This is a genomic window from Acinetobacter vivianii (assembly GCF_014635885.1).
Lineage (GTDB): Bacteria > Pseudomonadota > Gammaproteobacteria > Pseudomonadales > Moraxellaceae > Acinetobacter > Acinetobacter vivianii.
The window spans coordinates 70364-94332 of sequence record NZ_BMDR01000002.1 but is presented as its reverse complement, the minus strand read 5'-3'; the positions used below and the strand labels follow the sequence as shown (position 1 = coordinate 94332).

Genomic DNA, 23969 nt, shown 5'->3' with positions numbered 1-23969 from the left:
TAAGATTTAAGTGAAAAATTAGAAGTTAAAATTCACACCAACGGTAAAGTTACGGCCCACTTGTGGAATCGTTGATAAGAATGATGCATGTTGGTAAACCTGATCATCCAGCAAGTTATTGGCATTTAGATAAACACGATAATCACCGACATTGCTGTATTTACCTGAATAAGCCACACCCAGATTCAACATGTTATAGCTTTGCGTATCAGTTTCATAAGCTGCAATCTTGTCTTGCTGGAACACGTGGTAGTATTCAGCTGAACCGCTAAAGCCATCACCAAAGTCCGCATTTACTTTTGTTCCTAGACGACCTGCTGGAACACGCGGGGCATTTTCATTGTCGATTTTGCCGCGAACATAATCACCGAATACACCCACTTTATACATGTCCGAGATCTGATAACCCGCTTCTGCCTCAGCACCATAGAAACGTGCCTGATCCTGCGTATATTTGACCAAACGGAAATCTTTATAACGGTCTAAGGTTTGAGCGTAGATATAGTCATCAAACCAGTTGTGGTACACATGTACATGGTAGTCAAATTTGTCATTGTCATAATGGAAACCCAATTCAACATTATTTGACTTCTCTTTACTTAAACGATCATTACCCAGCTCATAAGTATTGGTCGCGAAATGTCCACCATTGGCATATAGTTCTTGTGCTAAAGGTAAACGCTCCTGATGTGAGGCAACCAACGAAAGTTTATAGTCTGGTGCAAACTCCCAGTTGGCAGCGCCTGAAACCGAGAAGGCTGAACCGTCAAAATCTTTTTTGCTTGAGTCATCAATATCAATTTTTTGTTTTTCTGCGCGTGCTGCCAGCTCAACATGGACATCATTAAATTGTGCATGCTCTAAGCCAAAGATGCTCCACTTCTTGGTGGTATTCGGTGCCAAGAACGCTTCTTCACCAGTGAGTTCCAGTTTCTGTTGACCATATTGCGTTCCAATCACCCCTTCCCATGGGCCAATTGGATTATGTACCAACTCTAAACGTCCATCATAGCCCTTGTTTTTAAAGCGCGTAGCGATGGTATCTTCTTCAATTTCATCGTGTTTATAATCGGTATAACTCGCTTGAGCACGTAACTTTTTAAAGCCTGCAAATGGATCATTCAGTTCTGTACGCACATCATAGCGCTCAGATTTTAAGTCAATCCAAGGTCCTGTGCCATGTTCATGGTCGTGATCCTCATGACCATGATCATCGTCACCCTCACCATGATCATGCTCGCCGCAATGTAAATGAGGGAGTCCAGAAAGATGTGCATGGCAGCTTTCATATTCATGGCTATGCCCCGGCAAACCATATTGATCTTGGCGATTGCTATAAGAAATGCCCGTAAAGCCACGATCATAAATCCAGGATAAACCGACATTCACGGTTTGACCTTTGGCAAAGGTATTGTCTACACGGCGCTCTCGCTCTCCTTCATGTACATAATCTGGAGCGATATAATCATTGGCTTCACGCTTTAAGCCCTCGACACGTAACGCAACCTGATCACCCAGACCAACGGTTACGCCCGCAGTTGCCAGCTTTTCATCACTTCCAGTGTTGTAACGTAAGCCAACATTACCTTCGTAACCTTTTCCAGGCATTTCTGTTGGAATCTTGCTATCGGTGACATTGACTAAACCACCGACTGTTCCTGCACCAAATAATAAAGTTGATGGGCCACGAATCACTTCAACCTGCTTTGCCAATGCAGGATCGACTGTTACCGCATGGTCAGGAGACAAGGTAGATACATCAATGTTTTCAGATGAGTTTTGCAGCACCTTAACGCGCGGCCCATCTTGTCCACGAATGACAGGACGGCTAGAACCAGCACCAAACTGATTTGAATAAATGCCAGGCTCACTGCTTAGCGCTTCACCAATGGTGACAGCCCCCTGTTGTAAACGTTTTTCATCTACCACAGTATCTGCAACAGCAAAATCTTTTGAGGTTTGCTCAAGCGGATGCGCTTTAATTCGTATGGTATCTAAGGTGGTAACTTGTTCATTTTCGGCTGCAAATGTAGATACAGATACAACAGCTAAAATGGATAAGGTCAAAATATTTTGCGGAAATGACATACCGTGTCCCGAATCAGTTGATCGTTATTTTTTGTTATATTATAACATTTCATTTAATTTGCAATAAAAAACAGTGGAACAAAGGACATTTGCTACACTGCTTATCCATGATTCAATGAATGGTCGTTTTCTAACGATATGCCTTTTACACTTTCCCATGCAGTTCTCGCTCCGCCTTTATCCAAATTAAGTCAGGGTCATTTGCCTGTTGCAGCACTGGCAATTGGTTGTATGACACCTGATCTTTATCGATTATTTACGCAAGAAAATACACCTTTAACACACCAATGGGCAGGTATCTTATTTCCGAGCCTGCCATTGGGCCTATGCTTTTGTTTAGTGTGGTATTTAATCTATCGTCCTGTGACTTATCGTTGTCTTGAGATTCAAGATCCTTTAAATATCAAGTCACTGGATGATTTTATTTCTTTCAGCTTTTTGAATTGCATTGCACTTATTATTGGAATTAGCACACATTTAATCTGGGATGGCTTAACCCATCTTGATTTTCGAACATTTGCTTTTAAAGGGATTCTGGCCCATAACATTTCATTTTGGGGTTTTAGTTATCCATTACATTTTGTCTTACAGATTGGCTCTTCAATTATTGCCTTGCCGTTTTTGATAAAAATGTGCTGGGATTATTATAAAACGCATAAACATCATCATCCCGTTCCCTCTAAACTCAAGGGATTTGCACTCATCAGTATGATTCTTTCCATCTTATATGGGCTGTTTTCAGTATTTGACTATAACCGTCATATCAATACTGATCTTTGGAATACTGAACGCTATTTTTTTATTGGCAAATCGATTAATGAATTTACACAAGCTGGCTTAACTGTCTTTACCATGGCTTGTCTATTATTCTTGTTTTTGGATCGGACTAGCCGTATGAAAGCATTTTAGCAAAAAGCGTCTGTTTAAAATTCGCTTGAAAACATTAAGACTTGAGACTATACGTTCAACAAGGCATAATCTCCCCTTCATTGGTGCTGCGCTGTTTACGCATTCACCTTCTACAGCCAATATAGTTTGGATAAATAATTCAATATGATGCGCACTCATTACTGTGGCTCTTTAACTGAAGCCCAAATCGATCAAACAGTTACTTTATGCGGATGGGTTCATCGTCGCCGTGACCATGGCGGTGTGATTTTCCTTGATATGCGTGACCGTGATGGTCTTGTACAGGTTGTTATCGATCCAGATACCCCTGAAGCATTCGCAACAGCAGATAAAGCACGTTCAGAATTTGTTTTAAAAATTACAGGTCGTGTTCGTCGTCGCTATGAAGGTACTGAAAATGCCAACATGGTGAGTGGCCAGATTGAAGTTTTAGGTAAAGAGATCGAAGTTCTTGCAGCTTCTGATACTCCGCCATTCCCATTGAATGACGAAAATACCAATATTTCAGAAGAAATTCGTTTGAAATACCGTTTCTTGGACATCCGCCGTCCAGAAATGTTAGAGCGCTTACGTTTCCGTTCTAAAGTGACCAACTTGATCCGTAACTATTTTGAAGATCATGGTTTCCTTGACGTTGAAACACCAATTTTGACACGCGCAACGCCAGAAGGTGCACGTGACTATTTAGTACCAAGCCGTGTTTCAAATGGTAGCTTTTATGCGCTTCCACAATCACCACAGTTGTTCAAACAGTTGTTGATGGTTGGTGGTATCGATCGTTATTACCAAATTGCTAAATGTTTCCGCGATGAAGATTTACGTGCGGATCGTCAGCCTGAATTTACCCAAATCGACGTTGAAACATCGTTCATGAGTGACGATGACATCATGGATTTAATGGAAGGCTTAACCGTTAAAATGTTCAACGAATTATTGAATGTAAAATTCGATAAGTTTGAACGTATGACTTACGCTGACGCAATGCGTGATTATGCATCTGACAAACCAGATATGCGTATTCCATTGAAACTTGTTGACGTTGCAGACTTGATGCAAGACGTTGAATTCAAAGTTTTCGCAGGCCCTGCAAAAGATCCTAAAGGCCGTATCGTTGCTTTACGCGTACCGGGTGCTGGTTCTTTACCGCGTAGTGCAATTGATGAATACACCAAATTCGTAGGCATCTACGGTGCAAAAGGCTTGGCTTACATTAAAGTCAACGAACTTGAAAAAGGCATCGAAGGTCTTCAATCACCAATCGTTAAATTCATCGAGCCAATCGTACTTGATCTATTGAAACGTGTTGGTGCCGAGAATGGCGACATCGTTTTCTTTGGTGCAGATAAAGCCAAAGTTGTAAACGATGCGATGGGCGCACTTCGTGTGAAAATCGGTCATGATCTTAATCTTGCAACTTGTGAGTGGGCACCACTTTGGGTTGTTGATTTCCCAATGTTTGAAGAAACTGATGATGGCAAATGGACCTCTGTTCACCACCCATTCACACTTCCAAAGTCAAGCGTTGAAGAAGTGAAGAACAATCCAGGTGAAGCACTTTCTGTTGCCTACGACATGGTATTGAATGGTACTGAAATCGGTGGCGGTTCACTTCGTATCTATACTTTAGAGATGCAAAAGGCAATCTTTGAAGCTTTAGGTATTGGCGAAGAAGAAGCAGAAGAGAAATTCAGCTTCTTACTCAATGCATTACGTTATGGCGCGCCTCCGCACGGTGGTTTGGCATTCGGTCTTGACCGTTTGATCATGCTCATGACAGGTGCATCTTCGATTCGTGATGTAATTGCATTCCCGAAAACCAAGACTGCTGAATGTCCATTGACTCAAGCACCTGCGCCAGTTGAAGCAAATCAATTGCGTGACTTGGGTATTCGTTTACGCGAAAAGCCAAAAGCTGAAGAAAAATAAACCTTGAGTTTATGCTTCAACAAAAACCCTGCACTCTGCAGGGTTTTTTTATAATCCCTAGTTTTGCTTTGAGATCATGGCCGCTAATGGCATAATAGACTGCTTTTTATTGAGAGGTCAGTCTTATGGCAATGCGTCCTGATGTACGTCGACATACAATTATCATTATTGTGTTTTCACTTGCTCAATGGTTCTTTATGCGTTACATCCTGGCAAATGAACTTTTCAATATGGATACCAACCAACGCATTTTATATTTCTGCGTAAGCAGTCTGGTAGGCGCTTTACTAATTTTTGTTGCACTGATTTATATGGTGCTTAAAGGCAACGCCGATAAATAAGACCCATTAGAATGTCTTTTTACCCTACTCTGCTCCGTATTTTACCCCTCCCATTTTTGCGTAGTATCGCAAAAGTGGCGGCTTACTTTATCAATCAAAACCCGAATAAAAGTATGCTGTGGAAAACCAGAGTCAATCTTGGGCTGGCTTACCCTGAACTCAGTCAAGAGCAGAAAGAACGGCTTGCACGAGAAAGTGTTACCAAGCAATGTTTCAGTTATATCGAATCTGGAAAATGCTGGGCAATGCCACCCGAATGGAGCATTCAACAGATTCATACTGTGCATCATCTGGAAGTCCTGACCGATGCGCTGAGCGATCCTCGCGGTGCACTGATCATTACTCCGCATCTGGGTACATGGGAAATGATGAATGCATGGGTACATCAATATGGCATCCCGACCATCATGTATAAACCCATGAAAGATTCAGGATTCAATGCTTTTGCATTGCATGCACGTCAACGCCTTAATGCAACCTTAGTGCCGACAGATGCTTCAGGTGTCAAAGCGCTATTTAAGAATCTAAAACAAGGTGGTTTCAGTGTGATTCTGCCTGATCATGTTCCCGATCCGTCTGGCGGTGTCGTGGTTCCTTTTTTCGGAATTCCCTGCCTAACCAGTACACTGGCCAGCAAAATGGCTCAAAAAACCCAATGTCGTCTGGTGGGATTAAGCTGTTTCCGTCGTGAGGATGGTGAAGGATTTGATGTGTATTGCGATGATCTGAATGATCCAGCACTTTATGATCGCGACATCGAAGTTGCAACGACTGCACTCAATCAAGCAGTTGAACAGATGATCAACCGCTTTCCTGCTGAATATATGTGGGGTTATAAACGGTTTAGGGGTGGTGATAAGACTGTCTATAAATGAATTACAGACAGCTCACGTAGATTCATAAAAATCTAATTATTTAAACTTTACCGTTCGATAAGCAGAGAGCTTCGTCAGCTTCAAGATTTGCGAAACTAATCTGAAAAGTTCTCTTTTAACTTTTAGAGATAGACTTAATTTCTTCTTTTGTTGCAGTCGGGCTAACTTCTCAGCTCTATGGCGGACTGAACGGTCTTCTTCCAAATGACTTGGTAAATTATCATATTTATTATAAACATAGAAATCTTGAGCACAAATCGCTGGAGTGATTTGATAAGTTTCATACTTCCCATATTTAACATCACAACCAAACAGGATGTGATCTACAGGTACCAATTTTGGCATATTCGCAATAAGTGCAAGATAATGTTCAGCTGCTGCTTTTGATAAAATATAACCAGCTCCACCTAAATGCATCGCCTTAAGGTGATATAAGCTTCTACCATCTTTTGATAATTTTGGGAAAAAAGCCATATCAACTTTTTTATCGAAAGCTTCTAATTTAATGATATGGACGTCTTCAGGGATCCATGAAAAATCACTAAAAAAATTCTGTATATTTTCACCAAGATAAATATCATCTTCGAAAATAGCCATATACTTCAGATCAAGATCAACAATCTTTTTCCATAGCATGACATGGCTTAACAAACAGGCAACCTCCCCTTTTGTTAAGTCTCCACGTCGACTTAAATCAATCTCGACACTTTTTGCAGCTTCGTCAGATGTGACTGGGGTGATTGCATCATAAAAGTTGAAATCAACTAAATATTTTTTAAATTCCGCTTCAATATGTTGTCTTCTCTCAACCGCAGAATCCAAACTAATGACAAAAATACTCACTTAGACAACCATCATGCTTGAGAATAAAAATCAGGATTATACAACTAAACAGTATAAAATGAACTACAAGGAAATATTCGCACTATGCGAAATCAAAAATAAGCCCTGATTAAACCAATATAACGCTAATTTACTGCTTATTACGCTTCATGAATTTTAGCTTGGTTTTATAAGGAGACTCTTTCAACTGAGTTAAAAAGCGGTTCAGTTCGCGCAATAACTTCTTCAATCCTTTGACCTTAATTTTTTCTTTATTACGCCATTGCAGACTGGTTTTAAATTTTTGTTCTTCAGGATTTAGAATATAGTCCTGAATACATAAAGCTGGATTCAATTGATAGATTCCAAGCTCGCCTTCATGAATATATTTTCGGAAAACAATTTGGTCAACATGATCAAGTTCATTCTGGCTTTTCATATAATCTAGAAGCGCCACCGCTCCTTGATACGACAAGATATAGCCAGCAGCACCTAAATGAGGTTTTTTTAACTTCCTCAAAACGAACTCTTTATCCTTGAAAACTTGTATTTTTTCCAAGTCTAGAATCACACTTTTATATGATTTTTCCAGCTTAACAATATCACACCGCAACCAGCTTGAATCTGTTAGGAACAGCTCTGCATCATGGCTCAAATGTACATCATCTTCAAAAATTGCGATCGCAGGAATTTTTTCATCAATAACTTTTTGCCACAAAGACACATGGCTCAATAGGCATGCCAATTCATTTCGGCTGAGATCACCTTGACGAAGAATCAGTCCGATTTTTTCAGCTTGAAGATCAACCTGAGGAGGTTCAATCGCATCAAAAAAATCAAATGCAATTCCCTTATCCCCAAACTGTTCTTCAATATGCTTCCTACGATCAGAAGCCGATTTTAAGCTAATAACAAAATTTTTCACTTGAAAGTCACTCGACGAGCAAACAGAGTAATTTTCAATTGTGTCGTAATTCGAGATAATTCGACCAGAATTTTTTGTAAACCGTTGGCCTTGTTTGCGTGCATTCTTTTCTTTCTTTCAGAGGTCAACTGGCTTTTCAGTTGAATACTGGTAGAACGATAATGCAAGATGGTATCTTGAATGCATAATGCAGGCTGCATTTGATACATCATAAAATTATGATTTTTAACAGCATATTCGAACATAAAATTATCTAATGGAATAATATAATCCATTTTCTTAATTTCATTTAATAGAAATTTTGCCCCATCAAATGAAAGGATATAACCTGCCGTACCTAAGTTTTTACCTGTTAATTTATAGATCTCACGCCCTTCCTGAGGAAATTGCTTCTGCTTAGGGCCAAGTATTACTTTGGGCGTAAATGCTTCTAATTTGACTAAATGCCAATCTTTCTCAATCCAATCGAATTGATTTAGAAAGAAATCTGCTTTTTCACCCAAATGAATATCATCTTCAAAGATAGCCATGTAAGGAATATCTTCCTCAACAATTTTTTTCCATAAATGGACATGGCTCATAAAACAGGCAAGCTCCCCCCGAGCAATATGATTTTCATGCACACTGAGTTTCATTGCTTGCGCATCCGAAGCTGCAATATCAGGTGTTACAGCATCGAAAAAGCTAAATTCTATGCCCTGTCTCTCAAATTGAGCTGAAATATGCTTACGACGCTCGATTGCGCTTGAGAGACTTACAACAAACTTTTTCATATCGGGATAGTAATAATTCATACAAATTAGGCCACATGCCTGTAGGCGCTAAGAATACTTGTTTTTGATTATGATGTACATTATTTCAGATACACATCAATCGAGATGAGAGGGAATCTCATAAATACTGGATAAAAAATAGTTTTTTAGCTTTAAAGTACATTCTTCACAAACAAGAGTTACGCTTAATTTAATTAAATTCAATTACTTAAAAAACATTAAATATTAAGTTCTAATACCAAGATTACTCAACACGTCCTTTTCTAAACAAAAATACGCATCAAAACTAAAGCTTCTTTCTCTCATTTGAGCCATAAAAGCAATATACTGAAGCAGGCTTAACAAAGCCCAAGTCTAAGTACTATGCTTTTTATGATCACCTAAGCTCAATTGAACCGAAAAACGCTTAAACAGTGATAAGGTCCATAAGAAATATCGAACTTTAAGATATGGGAAAAAGTTGATTTTTATTTGCTTGGTCTGTTTACTTTTTATTTTTACTGGCTTAAGCATATGTAAAACAAATGATTGCAGAGGTGTTCTCCACGTTATAGTTTTTAACAGATTCAGAGTGGCTTTCGGTTTTTTTAAAAAATCTAGCCATGAAGTCTTCATCGCAAATAAAGGCACACTACGACGATGTGATACATCGACAGCCAATTTGATCTCCGCCATTTCCTTAATGTCATGACTATTGGGATGATCACAAAAAATATTCACCCAAGAAACAAGCTCCTGCCCTTCAAGATAAATAGGTGTTTGCCCAAACATAGCTTTCACATCAGCAAAGAACATTTCAGCACCTTGCACAATCTGAGCATAATTATCTTTAATGATTCGCTCATCTGTACTTGGTTTATCCTTATAGATCGCTTGGCCTTCTCGTGTAACACCCTGAATTGAAAACTCAGGCGCACTTAAAAGTAGCTCCACAAATTTCCAGTTTTTAGTAAATACATTCGGATCGAGTATATTTAAATTATTCGGTATAAACGTCTCAAATGCATATTTCTTGGTTCGATAAGGCAAAAACGTTGACCAATAGAAGCCTTGAATTGGTCGCTGTAAAACATCTTCCAACATTTTTTGTGAAGTAAATGCGACGGTCTTACTATCAATCAGACCAACGCTTTCCTGTTTATTCACAATTGCATCGATATAGACATGATAATCTGCATACATTTCTTTGGCATAAGACTCAAACTTAAGCTTATGTATTTGAATAAATTCGTGATAATCATTTGCTTTGATCAGAGAGTTTGCATCTCTTAGCTCCCGAATATCTGCATATTTCTGGCTATAGAAATCAACAATTGGTTGGGCATGCTCAATATTACGCTTGTCATAATCCAATCGATAAACCAGATTCAGTAAACGTGGTGCATAAACATAACTTGTCTTTATCTCACCACAATGGAAATGTTCAAAAGCTTTTTGTAGTAAAAATCCATCTCGAGCAACAAATAGAAGATGGTCGAGTTGTTTCTGCTGAGCTGTTGTTTCAATCCATTTGGTATAACCATAAGCCAGAGGGGCTGCATAGGCATAACCAATGTCGTCCCAATATTGACTACTGTCTTGTTGCAAAGTTTGCTTACGCCATCTTATTGCCAACATGGCCACCAGAATGCTTTTGCCTAAACTTGGGACATTCTGTTCAGCAAATCGTCTTGCTCGCTCATTTATAGCTAAAAACTGATGTGCAACCTGTTTATATAAAATTGCCTGAATACCTAATTTTGCTGGGGTTCTAAAATCACCCTTTTTATTGTCCCCAATATGTACAATATCCTGCGGTTTCACTTGTAGATCCTGAAAGACCTGTTCAAATAAGGTCCCTTTTTTCTTAGTTTTGCCATAGCAGCTAGACACATAGAGATGCTCAAAAGCATGAAATTCATTTTTAATGAGTAATTGACTAAGGTCTTCATATGAGTGATACATGTCTGAAATGACGATCACTTTTTTGTTTAACTCAAGCGCATAATCCCAAAGTATTTTCATCTCAGGATTCGATTGAAGAACCATAAGTTCCCAATTTAATTCAATTTCTTTTGCGCTTGCAAAACGTGCTTCAATTTCATTATAAATGTCGTCATAACAAATCTCCTGTTTATCAGGATTTTTCTTTCGGGCACTGAGTTCTGCCTCTCTTCGGGCAAATGCAAATCCCTCTAGACATTGATCAATCTCAATGTGTAAGAATAAATCACGAGGAGAGAGATATGGACGTAATAACAAAGTATCAAATATATCAAAAGAAACAACTTCAGCTCTGGCAATCTTTTTTTTGGTTTTTTCAATAAATGTATTTGTTATCACTACATTGCCTCACATAAACACTTTACAAACTCATCACGACCAGAGAAATATTTCAAAAATCGTCACTCTTTTTAGACTATAATTATGAATACAGCCTTAAAGATGGAAGCTAGGAATGTCTAACTCCACAATTAAAATTTTTGTCGGTTGCGATCCCAATAACTGTGATCTAGAACAAATGATGGTACTGGACTATAGTGTCCGCAAGCATACCAAACATCCCGTTGAAATCATATGGATGCAACTCAGCCACGACCCAAATAGTCCATGGTATACCAATCAACAGACGGGTGAAGGCTGGCATACTGAGCATTGGGCGACTCCTTTTTCAGGTTTTAGATGGGCAATTCCAGAGTCATGTAATTTTCAGGGCCGTGCCATTTATATGGATGCGGATGTGGTCGTGTTATGCGATATCGCAGAGTTATGGGCACATCCTAAAAAAGACGATGCCATGGTGATTGCCAAAGGTGGAAAGAACGCTGCCCGATTGTGTACCTGTGTCTGGGACTGCGAAAAGGCGAAAGCGTATCTACCGCCATTAAAAGAAATACAGGCAGATCCAGAAAGTCACAAAAAATTGATGCGTTTGCTAAAAGATAAACCGAAACTGGTTCAGCCTTATCAAGATTCGTACAACAATATTGATGGAGAAGAATTAGCAATTGAACAGATCAAAATTCTTCATTATTCAGATATGGGAACTCAGTTCAGTCATAAATATTCTTTACCACGCTTAGAAGCTGCAGGTCAAAAACACTGGTTTGACGGTAAAATCATGCCTCATCCGAGAAGTGATCTGACACAGCTCTTTGATCAATATTATGAAGAAGCATTAGCAGCGGGCTATCGTCCAGAAAATTATCAGATTGAACCATTTGGTGATTTTTCTAAAGCCACTCAAATTCATTATCGTGGAAACAAAGTGACACGTCCTGAAGATAAAAACTGGTTTGCCCGTTCTGTACATAATTTAAAAGCCAAGTTTAAAAAGAAAAGTTTTTCTTTAGATGACTAACATAAATGGAACTAGGTCGTCTCCCACGGGCATCTAGTTCCATTCTTCCTGATGATATTTTATAAATGGTTTTTTTAAATGATCCACTTCTTCTCAGGTTCTATTTCCAGAAGTATTTATAAATTAATTTATAAAATTTTCTTTCCTAAAGCGGCAAAGCATAACCGCCGTTACTGGCCTCTTTATAGCGTAACAAGAGATCAATACCATCGTATTGAACAGATTTATTATAAAAAACAATTAGTTTCTTACAATCTTGCACCACATCAGATTAACCATAAGAAATGCATGCTAGTGGCGGCTGGCCCATCTATTCAGCAACTAGATCGCGAAATTTTGCATCGTACTGACATTGATTATATTGGGGTCAACGGCGCAATCGCATTTGATTCAATCAAATTTTCCAGCTATATCATTATCGATCATAACTTTGTTGGCTGTCGCTTTGATCTTGTTCAGAAAGTCCTGAATACAGAATGTACATTTTTCACGACACCACGTTGTCTAGATATAATTCTCAGACAAGTTCCGATAGAAGATATTCGCTGTCAGATCAAGACGATTGAAACCATTACAGATAATGTCACTGAAGTTTTTTTAGATCGCGCAAAGCATTTCGATCAAAATGAAAAAGACTTTTTTATTCAGAATGGTTTTGGATTTTCACAAGATATTTTCAAAGGAACCTTCGACTACTTTACGGTAGCGTATGTGGCTCTTCAGGTGATCTACACCCTAAGTTATAAAGAAATTTATATTGCTGGTCTGGATATGAATAACTTCACACAACCGCGTTTTTACGAAAGTAGTGAACGTCAACAACCCACCACCTTAAACCGCCATGTTAACGAGGTATTTCAAGCCTTCGATGTTGCTGCAAAGCTGTTTCAAGAAAAAGAGATTAAAGTTTTTAATCTATCTCAAACCAGCGCCATACATGCCTTTGAGAAGATTGATCCAAAAACCTTGCTTTAAACTGTGACAGATCTTGTTTTAGATATCGAGTAATGAACCTTCCAGATACATCCCTTTTTCATAATAATGACTGAGGGTTTTTCTTTCCTTACCTGCAAGCTTGATCAGTTTTGGCATTTCAGTTGGTGGATAGTGAATTGCCATATCAATAAGTACTTTTTCTTTGACCCATTGGTGCTTGACCTGAAAATACAGCGCATTCTTATCGCAGTTAATTAAGCACATACTTGGTAAATGATTACGCATCACTTTCTGACAAGCCACATACGCGACCAGATATTCCAGCCGGCCAATATGCTGAATCAAGTCCTGATAATCAGGCTCTGTTTCTTTGAGTTTTTGCAGATAAGCTTTGGGCGTTAATTCAATCGCCGTAACCAGTTCATCAAACCAGTACTTAAAAAATGGATTTTTTGCAGCACTTGCCAACAACCAGTTTTCTAAAACAGGAGAAGTTTTGATGGTCGTGTTCTTGGCACGATAATAAGCAAAACTATTGGTCTGGGTCTTTTTAACCAGATCCTGAATCCAGTCTAAAGACTCATATACAATCGTACTGGCATCTAACCAAATACCACCATATTGATAAATCAATTCAAAACGGAGTAAATCGGCCTTTTGTTGCGGCGTTGCCTTAGGAAAGCGACCAAAATCAATATCACAAAAGCTTTTCACGGTATCTGGTGTGAGAAAATGAACCTCATAATCAGGATTGGTCTTTTTAACCTGTTCAACACATTTTTCCACAAATCCAGCCAGTGGCCCTTCCCAATACATCCAGATTTTCTTTGGGATGATCGCATCAACACTTGTTGGATTAAGCACAATCAGATCAGCTTCATTGTCTATGGCTTCATTCACCCCTCTCTTTTTATTCGAATACATCGTATAGAACTTCAAGAGATAGAATATTTTTTTAAATATTTTCATACAGGTCACTCAGCCATATTTTTAAATCACTTCAGTTCATCTTTGCACTGAAGTGATTTGCCTCGACAATGTTAATTAAAAGTAAAGATGCTTGAATGCGTAAAAACGATCACGCCACATACGTTTCTGTTTTTTTAGGCCATGAGAGGCATCACGTTTTTCCAGATCTTTACGCTGAATTCCCTGTGTTGCAACCGTGCCCAGAATATCACTGTCCAGACCAGCAGGTTTCACGAACGGCTGCCAGACTCCGAGTCCTTTTCCGTTTTTACTGAGCCAGCCCTGAAAGAAAATATCGACAGGGACATGAATCTCTTTCCCGAGTCTGACAAACTCCTCAGCGCCTTTTCTTGACCAGACCAGTCCCACACCACGGATCGGGAAATAGTAGGCATGCCACAAGTTATAATGCTCCATCTGAACAATATCCTTGGCAAGTTTCTTCTTTTTCGCTGCCAGATTCACGACATACCAGTCCAGCGCTTTATGCTGATCTAGATAATTGAGAAGTGATTGCAGATTACTCTTAAAATTCGGTAGAACATGTATATCATCCTCCAAAACCACCAGATAATCGGCGTCTGTTTCGAGAAATTTTTCAACACAACCATAATGGCTCAAATAGCAACCCAGCTCTGAGTTGATCAAGCTACGGCCCAAAATCCGTTGCGCCTCAGCATCATCGTATTGTTTAAACTCAGAGAGCGCTTTGCCACGACCATCGTAGGCAGAAAAACGAATAAATGGCCAATCTTGTTGCTGTAACTGTGCTGTTGCACTCGCCAGACGTTGATCACTACCATCCAGATTAATCAGATAAGTTACGACTTTCATTATTTATCCTTCGGCTGTTTGAGCCAATAAAACGTGTGGTAAGTAGCCCGCCAATTTCTGATTTAAAGCATGATAAATCTGCTGGGCTGCTGTATCACTCAACTGATCCAGACTTTGCATACAACCATATTTAATCTGTTCATTGCCCAAGCTTTGCAAGAAACTGTTTAAACTGCCTTCATTTTTCAAATAAGCAATTTCAAGATCAGGTTTTAACACGGCCTCATTAGACTTAATTTTTAAGTGATTCATCAATGAAATCGGGTTAATTTGCTCTACACTGCGGAATTTATACTGAATCTGTTTTTCCAGAAACTCAGGATGAGCAAGCAAATAGTCTTGCAGAATTTTACGATCTACTGCATGTGGATAATGGTGAATTTCAAAAAACTTTTTAAATCCAAGTCTATCGGCCCCTAACATTTGCGCAATCATATGTTTGGGTTGAATCGGCTTGGCAAAATACTGGTTTAATAATTGGCGATACCAGAGCTTGGCCTTAAGCACAAAACTACTTTGCCAATGTCCGTAAATCACCATTTTCTGATCGATAACAATATCTTCTAGTTGCGCAGGCGCATTAAAGAAAAAGTCATCATTTAAATAGAAAAAGTAATCCGATAAGCCCTGAATATTCCATAACATGGTTTCAATGGAACGGGTATTAAAGGTCGGAAGATATTGTTCATAACCAGCAAAAATTTCACGATGGTCAACAATACGAATCTTGCCTGCCTCACAAATGCCATCTGTTACGAAGTCATCAATCCATTGTGGTTGCTGAGCATCCGTCACAATGTAAATATGACGGCAAAATGGAACGTACTTTAAAATCGATGCAACGTTATAATAAATTTCATGGTTACTGGCAAAGCGGGTATCGCTCACTGCATCAGAAGCTTGTTTTTTACCCTGATACTGGAGGCGTTTTTGCTTTAACTTTGGATCATTACCATCTACCCAGGCAATCACCACATCAACCAGTTGCATCATTTCACTCATCAATTCACTCTTAAACAATTAGAAAGCCCGAAAATACGGCTAAAGATGTTTAATCTAATGACCTATGATAACACCACTGATCTATTTACCGTCAGCCTCTTTTCGTAATAGCTTCCAGAGCGAACAAGTCAATCATTTCTTATAAATCAATATATTATATTTATTCAGTATTTTACTGTCTTAGATGAAGCATGCCGTCTATCTTCTTATCGTATTTTTCCTGTACATAAACATCAGCTTAAAAATCACAATCTTTAACAAAATCAAACCTTTTGGAATCAGTTAGTAAAAAAATATATTACATTTTAATTAGACGAATTTAAGCATTTTTACTATAATTATCGACTACTTTTATGGGATTAAACCTTTTTTTAAAATGATTAACTATGACTATTTTGAATATCAAGCAAAAGTAATTAGAACTAAATTTGTCTCAGATAAAAAGTATCTCACCAAACGTTTTATGTGTAAGTTGGGCTATACACCCGACTTTGGCGCGCCCAAAAGCTTTAATGAAAAAGTCACGGCGCGCATGATCTACGAAAGAAGTCCGTTATTGACTAAACTGGCAGATAAATGTGCCGTCAGAGATTTAATTTCAGCAAAAGTCGGAAATGACTATTTGGTTCCTCTGGTTGGCGTCTATGGCTGTGCTGATGAAATCGATTTTGAGCAACTACCCAACCAGTTTGTTCTGAAATGTACCCATGACAGTGGTAGTGCCAAGATTTGCCGTGATAAAAGCAAACTTGATGTCACCACGGTCAAGGCGAAAATCAAAGATCACTTGAAAAAGAACATGTATTTCAGAAAACGTGAATGGCACTACAAAGACATTTGCCCCAAAATTCTGATTGAACAATATGTTGATTTATATGTCGATCCAGCAACCCAGTCAGTCATTACCACCTGTCGTGTTCACTGTTTTGAAGGGCGTCCAGAATATCTGGAAATTGATGTACAAGATACCCAAGGTAATGACTATTCAAACATGTATGATACTGAATGGAACTTACAGCCATTTCGTGTCGACCTGAAAGATAACTCACCCGATGCTTTAGCCAAGCCACCACAATTGAAAAATATTATCGAATTGTCAGAAAAACTCTGTTTTGCGTATGGTTATAGTCGAGTAGATTTCTTATTATCTCAGGATCACGTTTACTTCAGTGAAATTACGCTCACCCCAAATGCAGGACGAATGGTGATCACACCAGTAGAATGGGATTTAAAACTCGGTTCACTCTGGCTATCCTATTAACCGTCCATCATGTATTTCGAATCTGTTAGGTACTTATGAAAATAGCTATTGCTGGAACTGGATATGTGGGGTTGTCAAATGCGATGCTATTTGCACAACACCATGAGACCATTGCACTTGATATCTTAGAAAGCAAGGTAGAACTACTAAACAATAAAGTATCACCGATTCAAGATCATGATATTTCGCTATTTTTAAAAGAAAAAAACTTAAATTTTACAGCAACAACCGACAAGCAACACGCTTTTCAAAATGCTGATTTTATTATTATTGCAACCCCCACTGATTACGATCCACAGACCAATTACTTCAATACACAAAGTGTTGAAAGTGTGATTCAGGATGTGCTCGCGATTAATCCTGCCGCGACCATGATTGTTAAATCAACCGTTCCTGTGGGTTTTACCGAGCACGTTAAAAACAAATACCAGACTGAAAATATTATTTTTTCGCCTGAATTTTTACGTGAAGGCAAAGCACTGCACGATAACCTCTACCCATCCCGCATCATTGTTGGAGAGCAATCTGAACGTGCCCAGCAATTTGCAGACTTACTGGTAGAGGGTGCAATCAAACAGGATATTCCTGTACTTTTGACTCATTCAACCGAAGCTGAAGCGATTAAGCTGTTCGCCAATACCTATCTGGCCATGCGTGTTGCTTTCTTCAATGAACTGGACACCTACGCGCAAAGTTTCGGTTTAGACACCAAGCAAGTGATTGACGGGGTTTGTCTTGACCCACGTATTGGCAGTCATTATAACAATCCATCGTTTGGCTATGGCGGCTATTGCCTGCCAAAAGACACCAAGCAGTTGCTCGCAAACTATAACAATGTTCCAAGTAACCTGATTAAAGCAATTGTCGATGCCAACCGTACCCGTAAAGATTTTATTGCCGATTCAATTATCGCAAGGAATCCAAGTACCGTCGGTATTTATCGTCTGGTAATGAAAAGCGGTTCTGACAATTACCGCGCCTCAGCAATTCAAGGCGTGATGAAACGTCTGAAAGCCAAAGGTATTGAAATCATCATTTACGAGCCAACTTTTCACGAAGATAGCTTCTTTAAATCGAAAGTTACGCAGGATCTAAATGAATTTAAGCAATCATGTGATGTGATTATTGCCAATCGCCTCTCCAATGAATTGCTAGATGTACAAGATAAAGTTTATACACGAGATATTTTTGGAGGCGATGAATGAAAGTTCTAGTCACAGGCGCTGCTGGATTCATCGGCTTTAGTGTTGCACAGAAACTGCTTGAACGTGGTGATGATATAGTCGGTTTTGATAATTTTAATGATTATTATGATCCAAGCCTTAAAGAAGCTCGTGTCAAACAATTACAACAAGTGGCTGAAAAGAGTGATACCGGTAGCTTCACACTGATCAGAGAAAACCTGGCCAATAAAGCAGTGGTTGACCAGTGTTTTAAAGAACATGCTTTTGATCGTGTTATCCATTTAGCCGCACAGGCAGGCGTGCGTTACTCGCTTGAGAATCCGCATAGCTATGTGGAAAGCAACCTGATTGCCTTTACCAATATCTTGGAAGCATGTCGCTACGCAGAAACACCTCACCTGACCTATGCAAGCACCAGTAGCGTGTATGGGGCCAATACCACTATGCCATTTAGCGAGCAGCATGGTGTTGACCACCCTCTACAATTCTATGCTGCAACCAAACGTGCCAATGAATTGATGGCGCATAGCTACAGCCATTTATTTAAACTTCCAACGACAGGTCTACGTTTCTTTACCGTATACGGGCCATGGACACGTCCAGATATGGCACTCTTTAAGTTCACCAAGCATATTTTTGAAGGTAAACCTATTCCAGTGTTTAATCATGGCAACCATACCCGTGATTTCACCTATATCGACGATATTGTGGAAGGGATTATCCGTACCAGCGACAAAATTGCGACACCTGATGAAAACTGGGACAGCAATCATCCAAACCCTGCAACCAGCAATGCGCCATTTAGAATTTTCAACATTGGCAACAATCGCACAGTGAAGTTGATTGAATATATTCAGGCGATTGAAAAAGCTGCTGGTAAAGAAGCAATTTTAGACTTGCTTCCGCTTCAGCCTGGTGATGTCCCAGATACCTTTGCGGATAGTTCGGCACTGGAAGACTATGTTAATTATAAGCCCGCAACCTCGGTTGTGGACGGCGTGAAAAACTTTGTGGATTGGTATCGTCAGTATCACAACATTTAAGTAAGCACCCTAAATGCAAAAAAATCAGGCAAAGCGCCTGATTTTTTTATTGCTATCATCACTAATTTTAGCAATGACACCTATTTAGCTTACTGCCAAGATTCTTTGATCCAATCCGATGGCAAGACATAACGATACCATTTACCGCCTCCACCACTGATCGCATCAGGTGGATTGATCTCGCCATGGAAAATAATAATTTTTGCACCTTTAGGCTTAACGGGTGGCTGGAAGTAAGCAAAAGGAACTTTTCTTAAACAATGGTATTTATAACTCTTACACCAGTCTTTATCCCAATAGCTGAGCTTGCCTTCTTTGTGCATAAACCAAGACAGGTATTCCTGCTCGTTACGGAACTTCTCGCGAATTTCATTAAAGTTCTCGCGGAAATATGGCAGAACGTCAGGGAAAGCACCCAGTTTAAAACGATACACTGAACTATTGCCGGTAATTCGCCATGGACGTTTCCAGTCATGAATCACCAGAAACTCACCTTCGGCCTGAAAGAAGCAATCAATATTATCGACAATCACCACGTCCAGATCGATAAACAACGCATTGCCTTTTAAACCATATAAATCAGGTTCAAAGGTCGAAAGCTTGTTCCAGCCCCGTTCAGGGCTACCTGCAGGCAGATCCAGTGATGGAATCGGAAAACATTGAATATTAGGATCAATCCCATCAGTACGGTCAGTCAAACATACCATTTTAAATGGCAAAGTCAGATGACGTTTGACCATGTTATAGAGACGGTTAACGTACTCGGCACCATATTTGGTTCCCCATTTCATACACAAAATGACATTGTCTTCAGGAGTTGCCGAATCTTGTTGAATATCTACCATCTGATAACCTTAATTGCTTGAGATATGCTGTCCCGCTTTAGATAAAACTTAAAAACGTTCAGACATATGCACTGAATATATTGCCATCTTAGCATAGAGCCTAGGCTTTTTTTTACTATTAATTCGTCAATAAAAAAGCGAAGCCTAAGCTCCGCCTTTGCGCTGATTTGAACTTATTTGATATAAGTTAACCAGTGTGCATATTTCTCATTACGGCCTTGAACCGCATCAAAGAAAGTCTTCTGGATTTCAGTGGTAATCGGGCCACGTGAACCACAACCGATTTCACGGTCATCGTATTCACGAATTGGTGTGACTTCAGCCGCTGTACCTGTAAAGAATGCTTCATCTGCAATGTAGAATTCATCACGCGTGATACGACGCTCAACTACTTCATAACCCAAATCTTTGGCAATGGTAATAACTGTTTGACGGGTAATCCCTTCAAGTGCACCACCAGCCAGATCAGGTGTATGTAACACACCATCTTTGATCAGGAATACGTTCTCGCCCGCACCTTGGCAAACAAAGCCTTGTGGGTCAAGCAACATTGCTTCGTCATAACCTGAGCGAGCAACTTCCTGATGCGCCAGAATCGATACCGTATAGTTACCACATGCTTTTGCTTTACACATGGTCACGTTAGGATGATGGTGCGTAAATGAAGAGGTTTTTACACGAATACCACGTGCCATTGCCTCTTCACCTAAATATGCGCCCCAACCCCATGCCGCAACTGCTGCATGAATGGTGTTTTCTGTCGCTGCAATGCCAAGCTTTTCAGAACCAATCCAGATCAATGGACGTAAGTAGCAAGAAGCCAGTTTATTTTCACGCACAACATCAATTTGTGCTTGTTCTAATGTCGCTTGATCAAATGGAACATTCATTTGATAAATTTTTGCTGAATTTAATAAGCGCTTAGTGTGATCTTGCAAACGGAAGATTGCGGTACCATTCGGTGTTTCATAAGCTCTGACGCCTTCGAAGACACCCATACTGTAGTGTAATGTGTGAGTCAGGACGTGAATTTTTGCATCACGCCAATCAACCAATTTTCCATCTTGCCAAATAAAACCATCACGATCAGCCAAACTCATCGCACATACTCCATTTTCTTTTTTACACAATTATTCACTTTCCAATGCTATCGCAGTTGGATCAATTAATCTTTGCCATAACTTGCAAACGATCTCGCGGGTATCGTGCCAATCCGCAGCATTAACTTGCATAGATTGGTTTGCAAGTGCTAAACGGTGGCTCTCAGCTCGTTCACGGAGATAAGCGTGTATTAATGCTGTGGCATCTTCACTGGATAAGCAGCCTGCTTTAGCAGCATCTTCTAGAATTCTTACATTATCGGAAAAATGGGCGAGATCTGTATTCGTCCCACTCCATGCAAGTACAGCATACTGTGCCATAAATTCGATATCAACGATACCACCTGAGTCCTGTTTTAAATGAAAAATACCATGTTTTTTTTGCTCAGAAGATGATCCCAAATGATCTTTCATCTTTTGACGCATTTTTAACACTTCTTCACGCACTTCATTTTCATCACGAACTTGCGTCAGGATCTGGCAGCGAATCTGCTCAAATTGCTGGCATAAACTTTGATCACCCGCAATTGAGCGGGCACGGACTAAAGCCTGATGTTCCCATAACCATGCGTTTTTCTGTTGATACTGTTCATAGGCTTTTAAACTGGTGACCAGCATGCCTGCTTCACCCGAAGGTCGCAGGCGCGTATCAATTTCATAGACACGTCCATCAAGAGTTTGCGTGGTCATCAGCGACATAAACTTCTGTGCCACCCGAATGGCAAACTCTGCCCCACTAATACCTTTGCGACCATCCGTTTCACTTTGCTCTTCAAGCGCATGAATAAATACCAGATCCAGATCTGAGCCATAACCCAGCTCAATACCACCTAATTTCCCATACGCAATCACAGCAAAGCCTTTACGATCCAGACTACAACGTTGCCCATCATTGCCCAAAGGATAACCATGCCGCGCAGCGACAGCTTCATAGGCCAAGCGTAAGGTTGCCTGTACGCTGACTTCGGCAATATCGGTAAGTGCATCCGACACTTTCATTAAAGGACTTTCGGCCAACACATCACTGGCAGCGACCGTCAATACATTGCTCTTTTTAAATAAGCGCAATACCCGCATCTGATCTTCGACTTGGTCAATCTCAATCCGCAGTAATTGCTGACGCAGAGAATCTTCCAGATCCTGACGCTGCGGCAGACCAAAATCCATGGACAGGAATTCATCTAAAAGTACGGGATACTGTGCCAGTTCTTCACAAATCCACGGGCTGACAGTCGACATTTTTACCAGTCGTTGTAACGCACCACGGCTTTCCATCAGCATCACCAGATACACGGTACGGCGTAATACAGATTCGACTAAAGGCATTAAACGTAATAAAGCCACTTGCGGCTGATCAGACTGTAAAATCGCTTCAATCAAATGTGGCCAAAATTTCTTTAAGCGCTCTAAGGCACTGGCAGGAATTTTACGTAAGGCTTGTCCATGCCAGAAATTTTGAATCAGGTTCTTGGCATTGTCATCAAGTACCGCATTGAGTTTTTGCTCAAGCTGAACGAAATCATCCACAGGTTCAGAAAATTCTTTTTCTTGAATCAATTGCTTAAACTGGACTTTGACCTTGTCACGCTTCTTATTCAATACCTCTAGGAATGCAGGCCAATCTGAAAAGCCTAATGTATCCAGCATCCGTTGTCTCAGTTCAGGTTCCGTTGGCAAAGATTGGGTCTGCTGATCATTCAAGGCCTGAATTGCATGCTCCACCCGTCTTAAAAATAGATAAGCATCTTCCAGATCAATCACCGCTTGCTGATCCAGCAACTCCGCTTCACCTAAATGATGCAAATTGACCAGACATTGACGATCTTGCAGTTCACGCTTCGATCCACCGTAGATGAGCTGGAACACCTGCACAATAAATTCGATTTCACGAATCCCGCCTGCACCAAGCTTAATATCCTCTTCGATATTACGGCGCATGACTTCACGCTCAATCATCGCCTTCATTTCACGCATAGCTGCGAAAGCGGAATAATCAACATAACGGCGAAATACGAATGGCCGCGACATGTCCAGTAACTCTGCACCCGCTTTGCCGCCCGTAATCACGCGTGCCTTAATCCATGCATAGCGTTCCCATTCACGCCCATGCTGGCTCAGATATTTTTCCAAACCACTATGGCTAATTGCCAAAGCCGAGCCATCGCCCCACGGACGCAAGCGCATATCGACACGGAATACAAAACCATCGGCAGTGATGTGATCCAATAGGTAAATTAATTTCTGTCCCCACAAAATGCAGAACTGCTGTACATCAATACATTTACGCCCATTGGTTTCACCCTGTTCATCAAAGGCAAATATCAAATCGATATCACTAGACAGATTCAGTTCTTGAGCGCCCAGCTTACCCATGCCAATGACAATCAGATCCTGCAACTGGCCTGAATAACCGATCGGTTCGCCATGCTTGGCGAGTAAAGGTGGTAATGCAAAATCTTTGGCGGCACAAATACTGGCATCAGCAAAATCAGATAGTTCTCGCGTCAGTGTGACCACATTGGTTAATTGATTGGCATCTTGCCAAATCCAGCGAAACATCAACTTGGCACGTAAAACACGTAAAGCCTTCATCCATGCTTGTTCATTACTGCATTCAGCCACAGCCTGCTGAACTTTTTGATAGATGGTTTCAGTCGACAATGCATCAAGGAATTGATCTTGGTTATAGTCTTGTTCTAGTTCTGCTTGGTATAAATTTAAAACTTGTTCAGCGTATTGGCTTGCGACCAAGGTTTTTTGTAGCTGTTCCGCATTCATATAAAAAGGCTCGACTGA

The 23969-nt window shown here is 40.1% G+C and carries 20 protein-coding genes; 9 read left to right on the top strand and 11 right to left on the bottom strand.

Translation table 11 applies throughout. From position 1 onward, the window contains the following. Positions 1 to 18: 18 nt before the first annotated feature. On the bottom strand, positions 19 to 2088 hold the full coding sequence (gene znuD / locus IEV36_RS04175) for a zinc piracy TonB-dependent receptor ZnuD (RefSeq protein ID WP_005259554.1): 2070 nt from the start codon (positions 2086 to 2088) through the stop codon (positions 19 to 21). Between the two features lie 138 nt (positions 2089 to 2226). Between znuD and IEV36_RS04170 the strand changes: the two genes are divergently transcribed. The 4 genes from IEV36_RS04170 (at position 2227) to IEV36_RS04155 (ending at position 6139) form a co-directional block, all read left to right on the top strand. Next, positions 2227 to 2997, top strand: a complete 771-nt coding sequence (locus IEV36_RS04170; RefSeq protein WP_005259555.1) for a DUF4184 family protein — start codon at positions 2227 to 2229, stop codon at positions 2995 to 2997. A 144-nt stretch (positions 2998 to 3141) separates the two neighbouring features. Continuing rightward, on the top strand, positions 3142 to 4923 hold the full coding sequence (gene aspS / locus IEV36_RS04165) for an aspartate--tRNA ligase (protein WP_005226864.1): 1782 nt from the start codon (positions 3142 to 3144) through the stop codon (positions 4921 to 4923). A gap of 125 nt (positions 4924 to 5048) precedes the next feature. Next, a complete protein-coding gene (locus IEV36_RS04160; RefSeq protein ID WP_005226863.1) occupies positions 5049 to 5264 on the top strand; it encodes a hypothetical protein in 216 nt (71 codons plus the stop codon). A gap of 11 nt (positions 5265 to 5275) precedes the next feature. Next, complete coding sequence (locus IEV36_RS04155) at positions 5276 to 6139, top strand: lysophospholipid acyltransferase family protein (RefSeq protein WP_005259558.1); 864 nt, start codon at positions 5276 to 5278, stop codon at positions 6137 to 6139. 36 nt (positions 6140 to 6175) lie between these two features. Here IEV36_RS04155 and IEV36_RS04150 read toward each other — a convergent pair whose 3' ends face one another. From IEV36_RS04150 to IEV36_RS04135, 4 genes are all read right to left on the bottom strand, one after another. After that, on the bottom strand, positions 6176 to 6982 hold the full coding sequence (locus IEV36_RS04150) for a glycosyltransferase family 25 protein (protein ID WP_005259560.1): 807 nt from the start codon (positions 6980 to 6982) through the stop codon (positions 6176 to 6178). 130 nt (positions 6983 to 7112) lie between these two features. After that, complete coding sequence (locus IEV36_RS04145; protein WP_005259561.1) at positions 7113 to 7886, bottom strand: glycosyltransferase family 25 protein; 774 nt, start codon at positions 7884 to 7886, stop codon at positions 7113 to 7115. Then, a complete protein-coding gene (locus tag IEV36_RS04140) occupies positions 7883 to 8680 on the bottom strand; it encodes a glycosyltransferase family 25 protein (protein ID WP_005259563.1) in 798 nt (265 codons plus the stop codon). Before IEV36_RS04140 ends, IEV36_RS04145 begins: the two co-directional genes overlap by 4 nt. Before the next feature lie 333 nt (positions 8681 to 9013). Further along, positions 9014 to 10981 carry an HAD-IA family hydrolase gene (locus IEV36_RS04135; protein ID WP_005259565.1) on the bottom strand — a complete coding sequence of 656 codons (1968 nt, stop codon included), beginning with the start codon at positions 10979 to 10981 and terminating at the stop codon, positions 9014 to 9016. Positions 10982 to 11096: 115 nt separating this feature from the next. Here IEV36_RS04135 and IEV36_RS04130 point away from each other — a divergent pair, with 115 nt between their 5' ends. Both IEV36_RS04130 and IEV36_RS04125 read left to right on the top strand, forming a co-directional pair. Next, positions 11097 to 11999 (top strand): hypothetical protein, encoded by a 903-nt coding sequence (locus IEV36_RS04130; protein WP_005259567.1) that lies wholly within the window; start codon positions 11097 to 11099, stop codon positions 11997 to 11999. 78 nt (positions 12000 to 12077) lie between these two features. After that, positions 12078 to 12974, top strand: coding sequence for a WaaZ-like lipopolysaccharide core biosynthesis protein (locus tag IEV36_RS04125; protein WP_005259570.1), 897 nt, complete (start codon positions 12078 to 12080; stop codon positions 12972 to 12974). Between the two features lie 18 nt (positions 12975 to 12992). Here IEV36_RS04125 and IEV36_RS04120 read toward each other — a convergent pair whose 3' ends face one another. The 3 genes from IEV36_RS04120 to IEV36_RS04110 form a co-directional block, all read right to left on the bottom strand. Beyond that, complete coding sequence (locus tag IEV36_RS04120) at positions 12993 to 13904, bottom strand: glycosyltransferase family 32 protein (RefSeq protein ID WP_005259571.1); 912 nt, start codon at positions 13902 to 13904, stop codon at positions 12993 to 12995. Between the two features lie 75 nt (positions 13905 to 13979). Next, positions 13980 to 14738 (bottom strand): glycosyltransferase family 25 protein, encoded by a 759-nt coding sequence (locus tag IEV36_RS04115; RefSeq protein WP_004775525.1) that lies wholly within the window; start codon positions 14736 to 14738, stop codon positions 13980 to 13982. A gap of 3 nt (positions 14739 to 14741) precedes the next feature. After that, entirely contained in the window at positions 14742 to 15740 is a 999-nt protein-coding gene (locus IEV36_RS04110; RefSeq protein ID WP_005259573.1) for a stealth family protein, read from the bottom strand. A 376-nt stretch (positions 15741 to 16116) separates the two neighbouring features. Between IEV36_RS04110 and IEV36_RS04105 the strand changes: the two genes are divergently transcribed. Genes IEV36_RS04105 through IEV36_RS04095 form a run of 3 tightly spaced genes read left to right on the top strand, consistent with a single transcriptional unit; the run spans position 16117 to position 19228 of the window. Continuing rightward, positions 16117 to 17001 carry an ATP-grasp fold amidoligase family protein gene (locus tag IEV36_RS04105; protein WP_005259575.1) on the top strand — a complete coding sequence of 295 codons (885 nt, stop codon included), beginning with the start codon at positions 16117 to 16119 and terminating at the stop codon, positions 16999 to 17001. A gap of 35 nt (positions 17002 to 17036) precedes the next feature. After that, a complete protein-coding gene (locus tag IEV36_RS04100; RefSeq protein WP_004775531.1) occupies positions 17037 to 18206 on the top strand; it encodes a nucleotide sugar dehydrogenase in 1170 nt (389 codons plus the stop codon). Next, positions 18203 to 19228, top strand: a complete 1026-nt coding sequence (locus IEV36_RS04095) for an NAD-dependent epimerase (RefSeq protein ID WP_005259577.1) — start codon at positions 18203 to 18205, stop codon at positions 19226 to 19228. Before IEV36_RS04100 ends, IEV36_RS04095 begins: the two co-directional genes overlap by 4 nt. An 89-nt stretch (positions 19229 to 19317) precedes the next feature. Here IEV36_RS04095 and IEV36_RS04090 read toward each other — a convergent pair whose 3' ends face one another. The 3 genes from IEV36_RS04090 to glnE all read right to left on the bottom strand — a co-directional run bounded on the left by IEV36_RS04090 (position 19318) and on the right by glnE (position 23951). Then, the gene (locus IEV36_RS04090; RefSeq protein WP_005259579.1) at positions 19318 to 20073 is read right to left on the bottom strand and encodes a hypothetical protein; all 756 of its coding nucleotides are present in this window, start codon (positions 20071 to 20073) and stop codon (positions 19318 to 19320) included. A 173-nt stretch (positions 20074 to 20246) separates the two neighbouring features. Beyond that, complete coding sequence (locus IEV36_RS04085) at positions 20247 to 21173, bottom strand: branched-chain amino acid transaminase (protein ID WP_004775537.1); 927 nt, start codon at positions 21171 to 21173, stop codon at positions 20247 to 20249. A gap of 30 nt (positions 21174 to 21203) precedes the next feature. Further along, the gene (gene glnE / locus IEV36_RS04080; RefSeq protein WP_005259581.1) at positions 21204 to 23951 is read right to left on the bottom strand and encodes a bifunctional [glutamate--ammonia ligase]-adenylyl-L-tyrosine phosphorylase/[glutamate--ammonia-ligase] adenylyltransferase; all 2748 of its coding nucleotides are present in this window, start codon (positions 23949 to 23951) and stop codon (positions 21204 to 21206) included. Positions 23952 to 23969 lie beyond the last annotated feature (18 nt).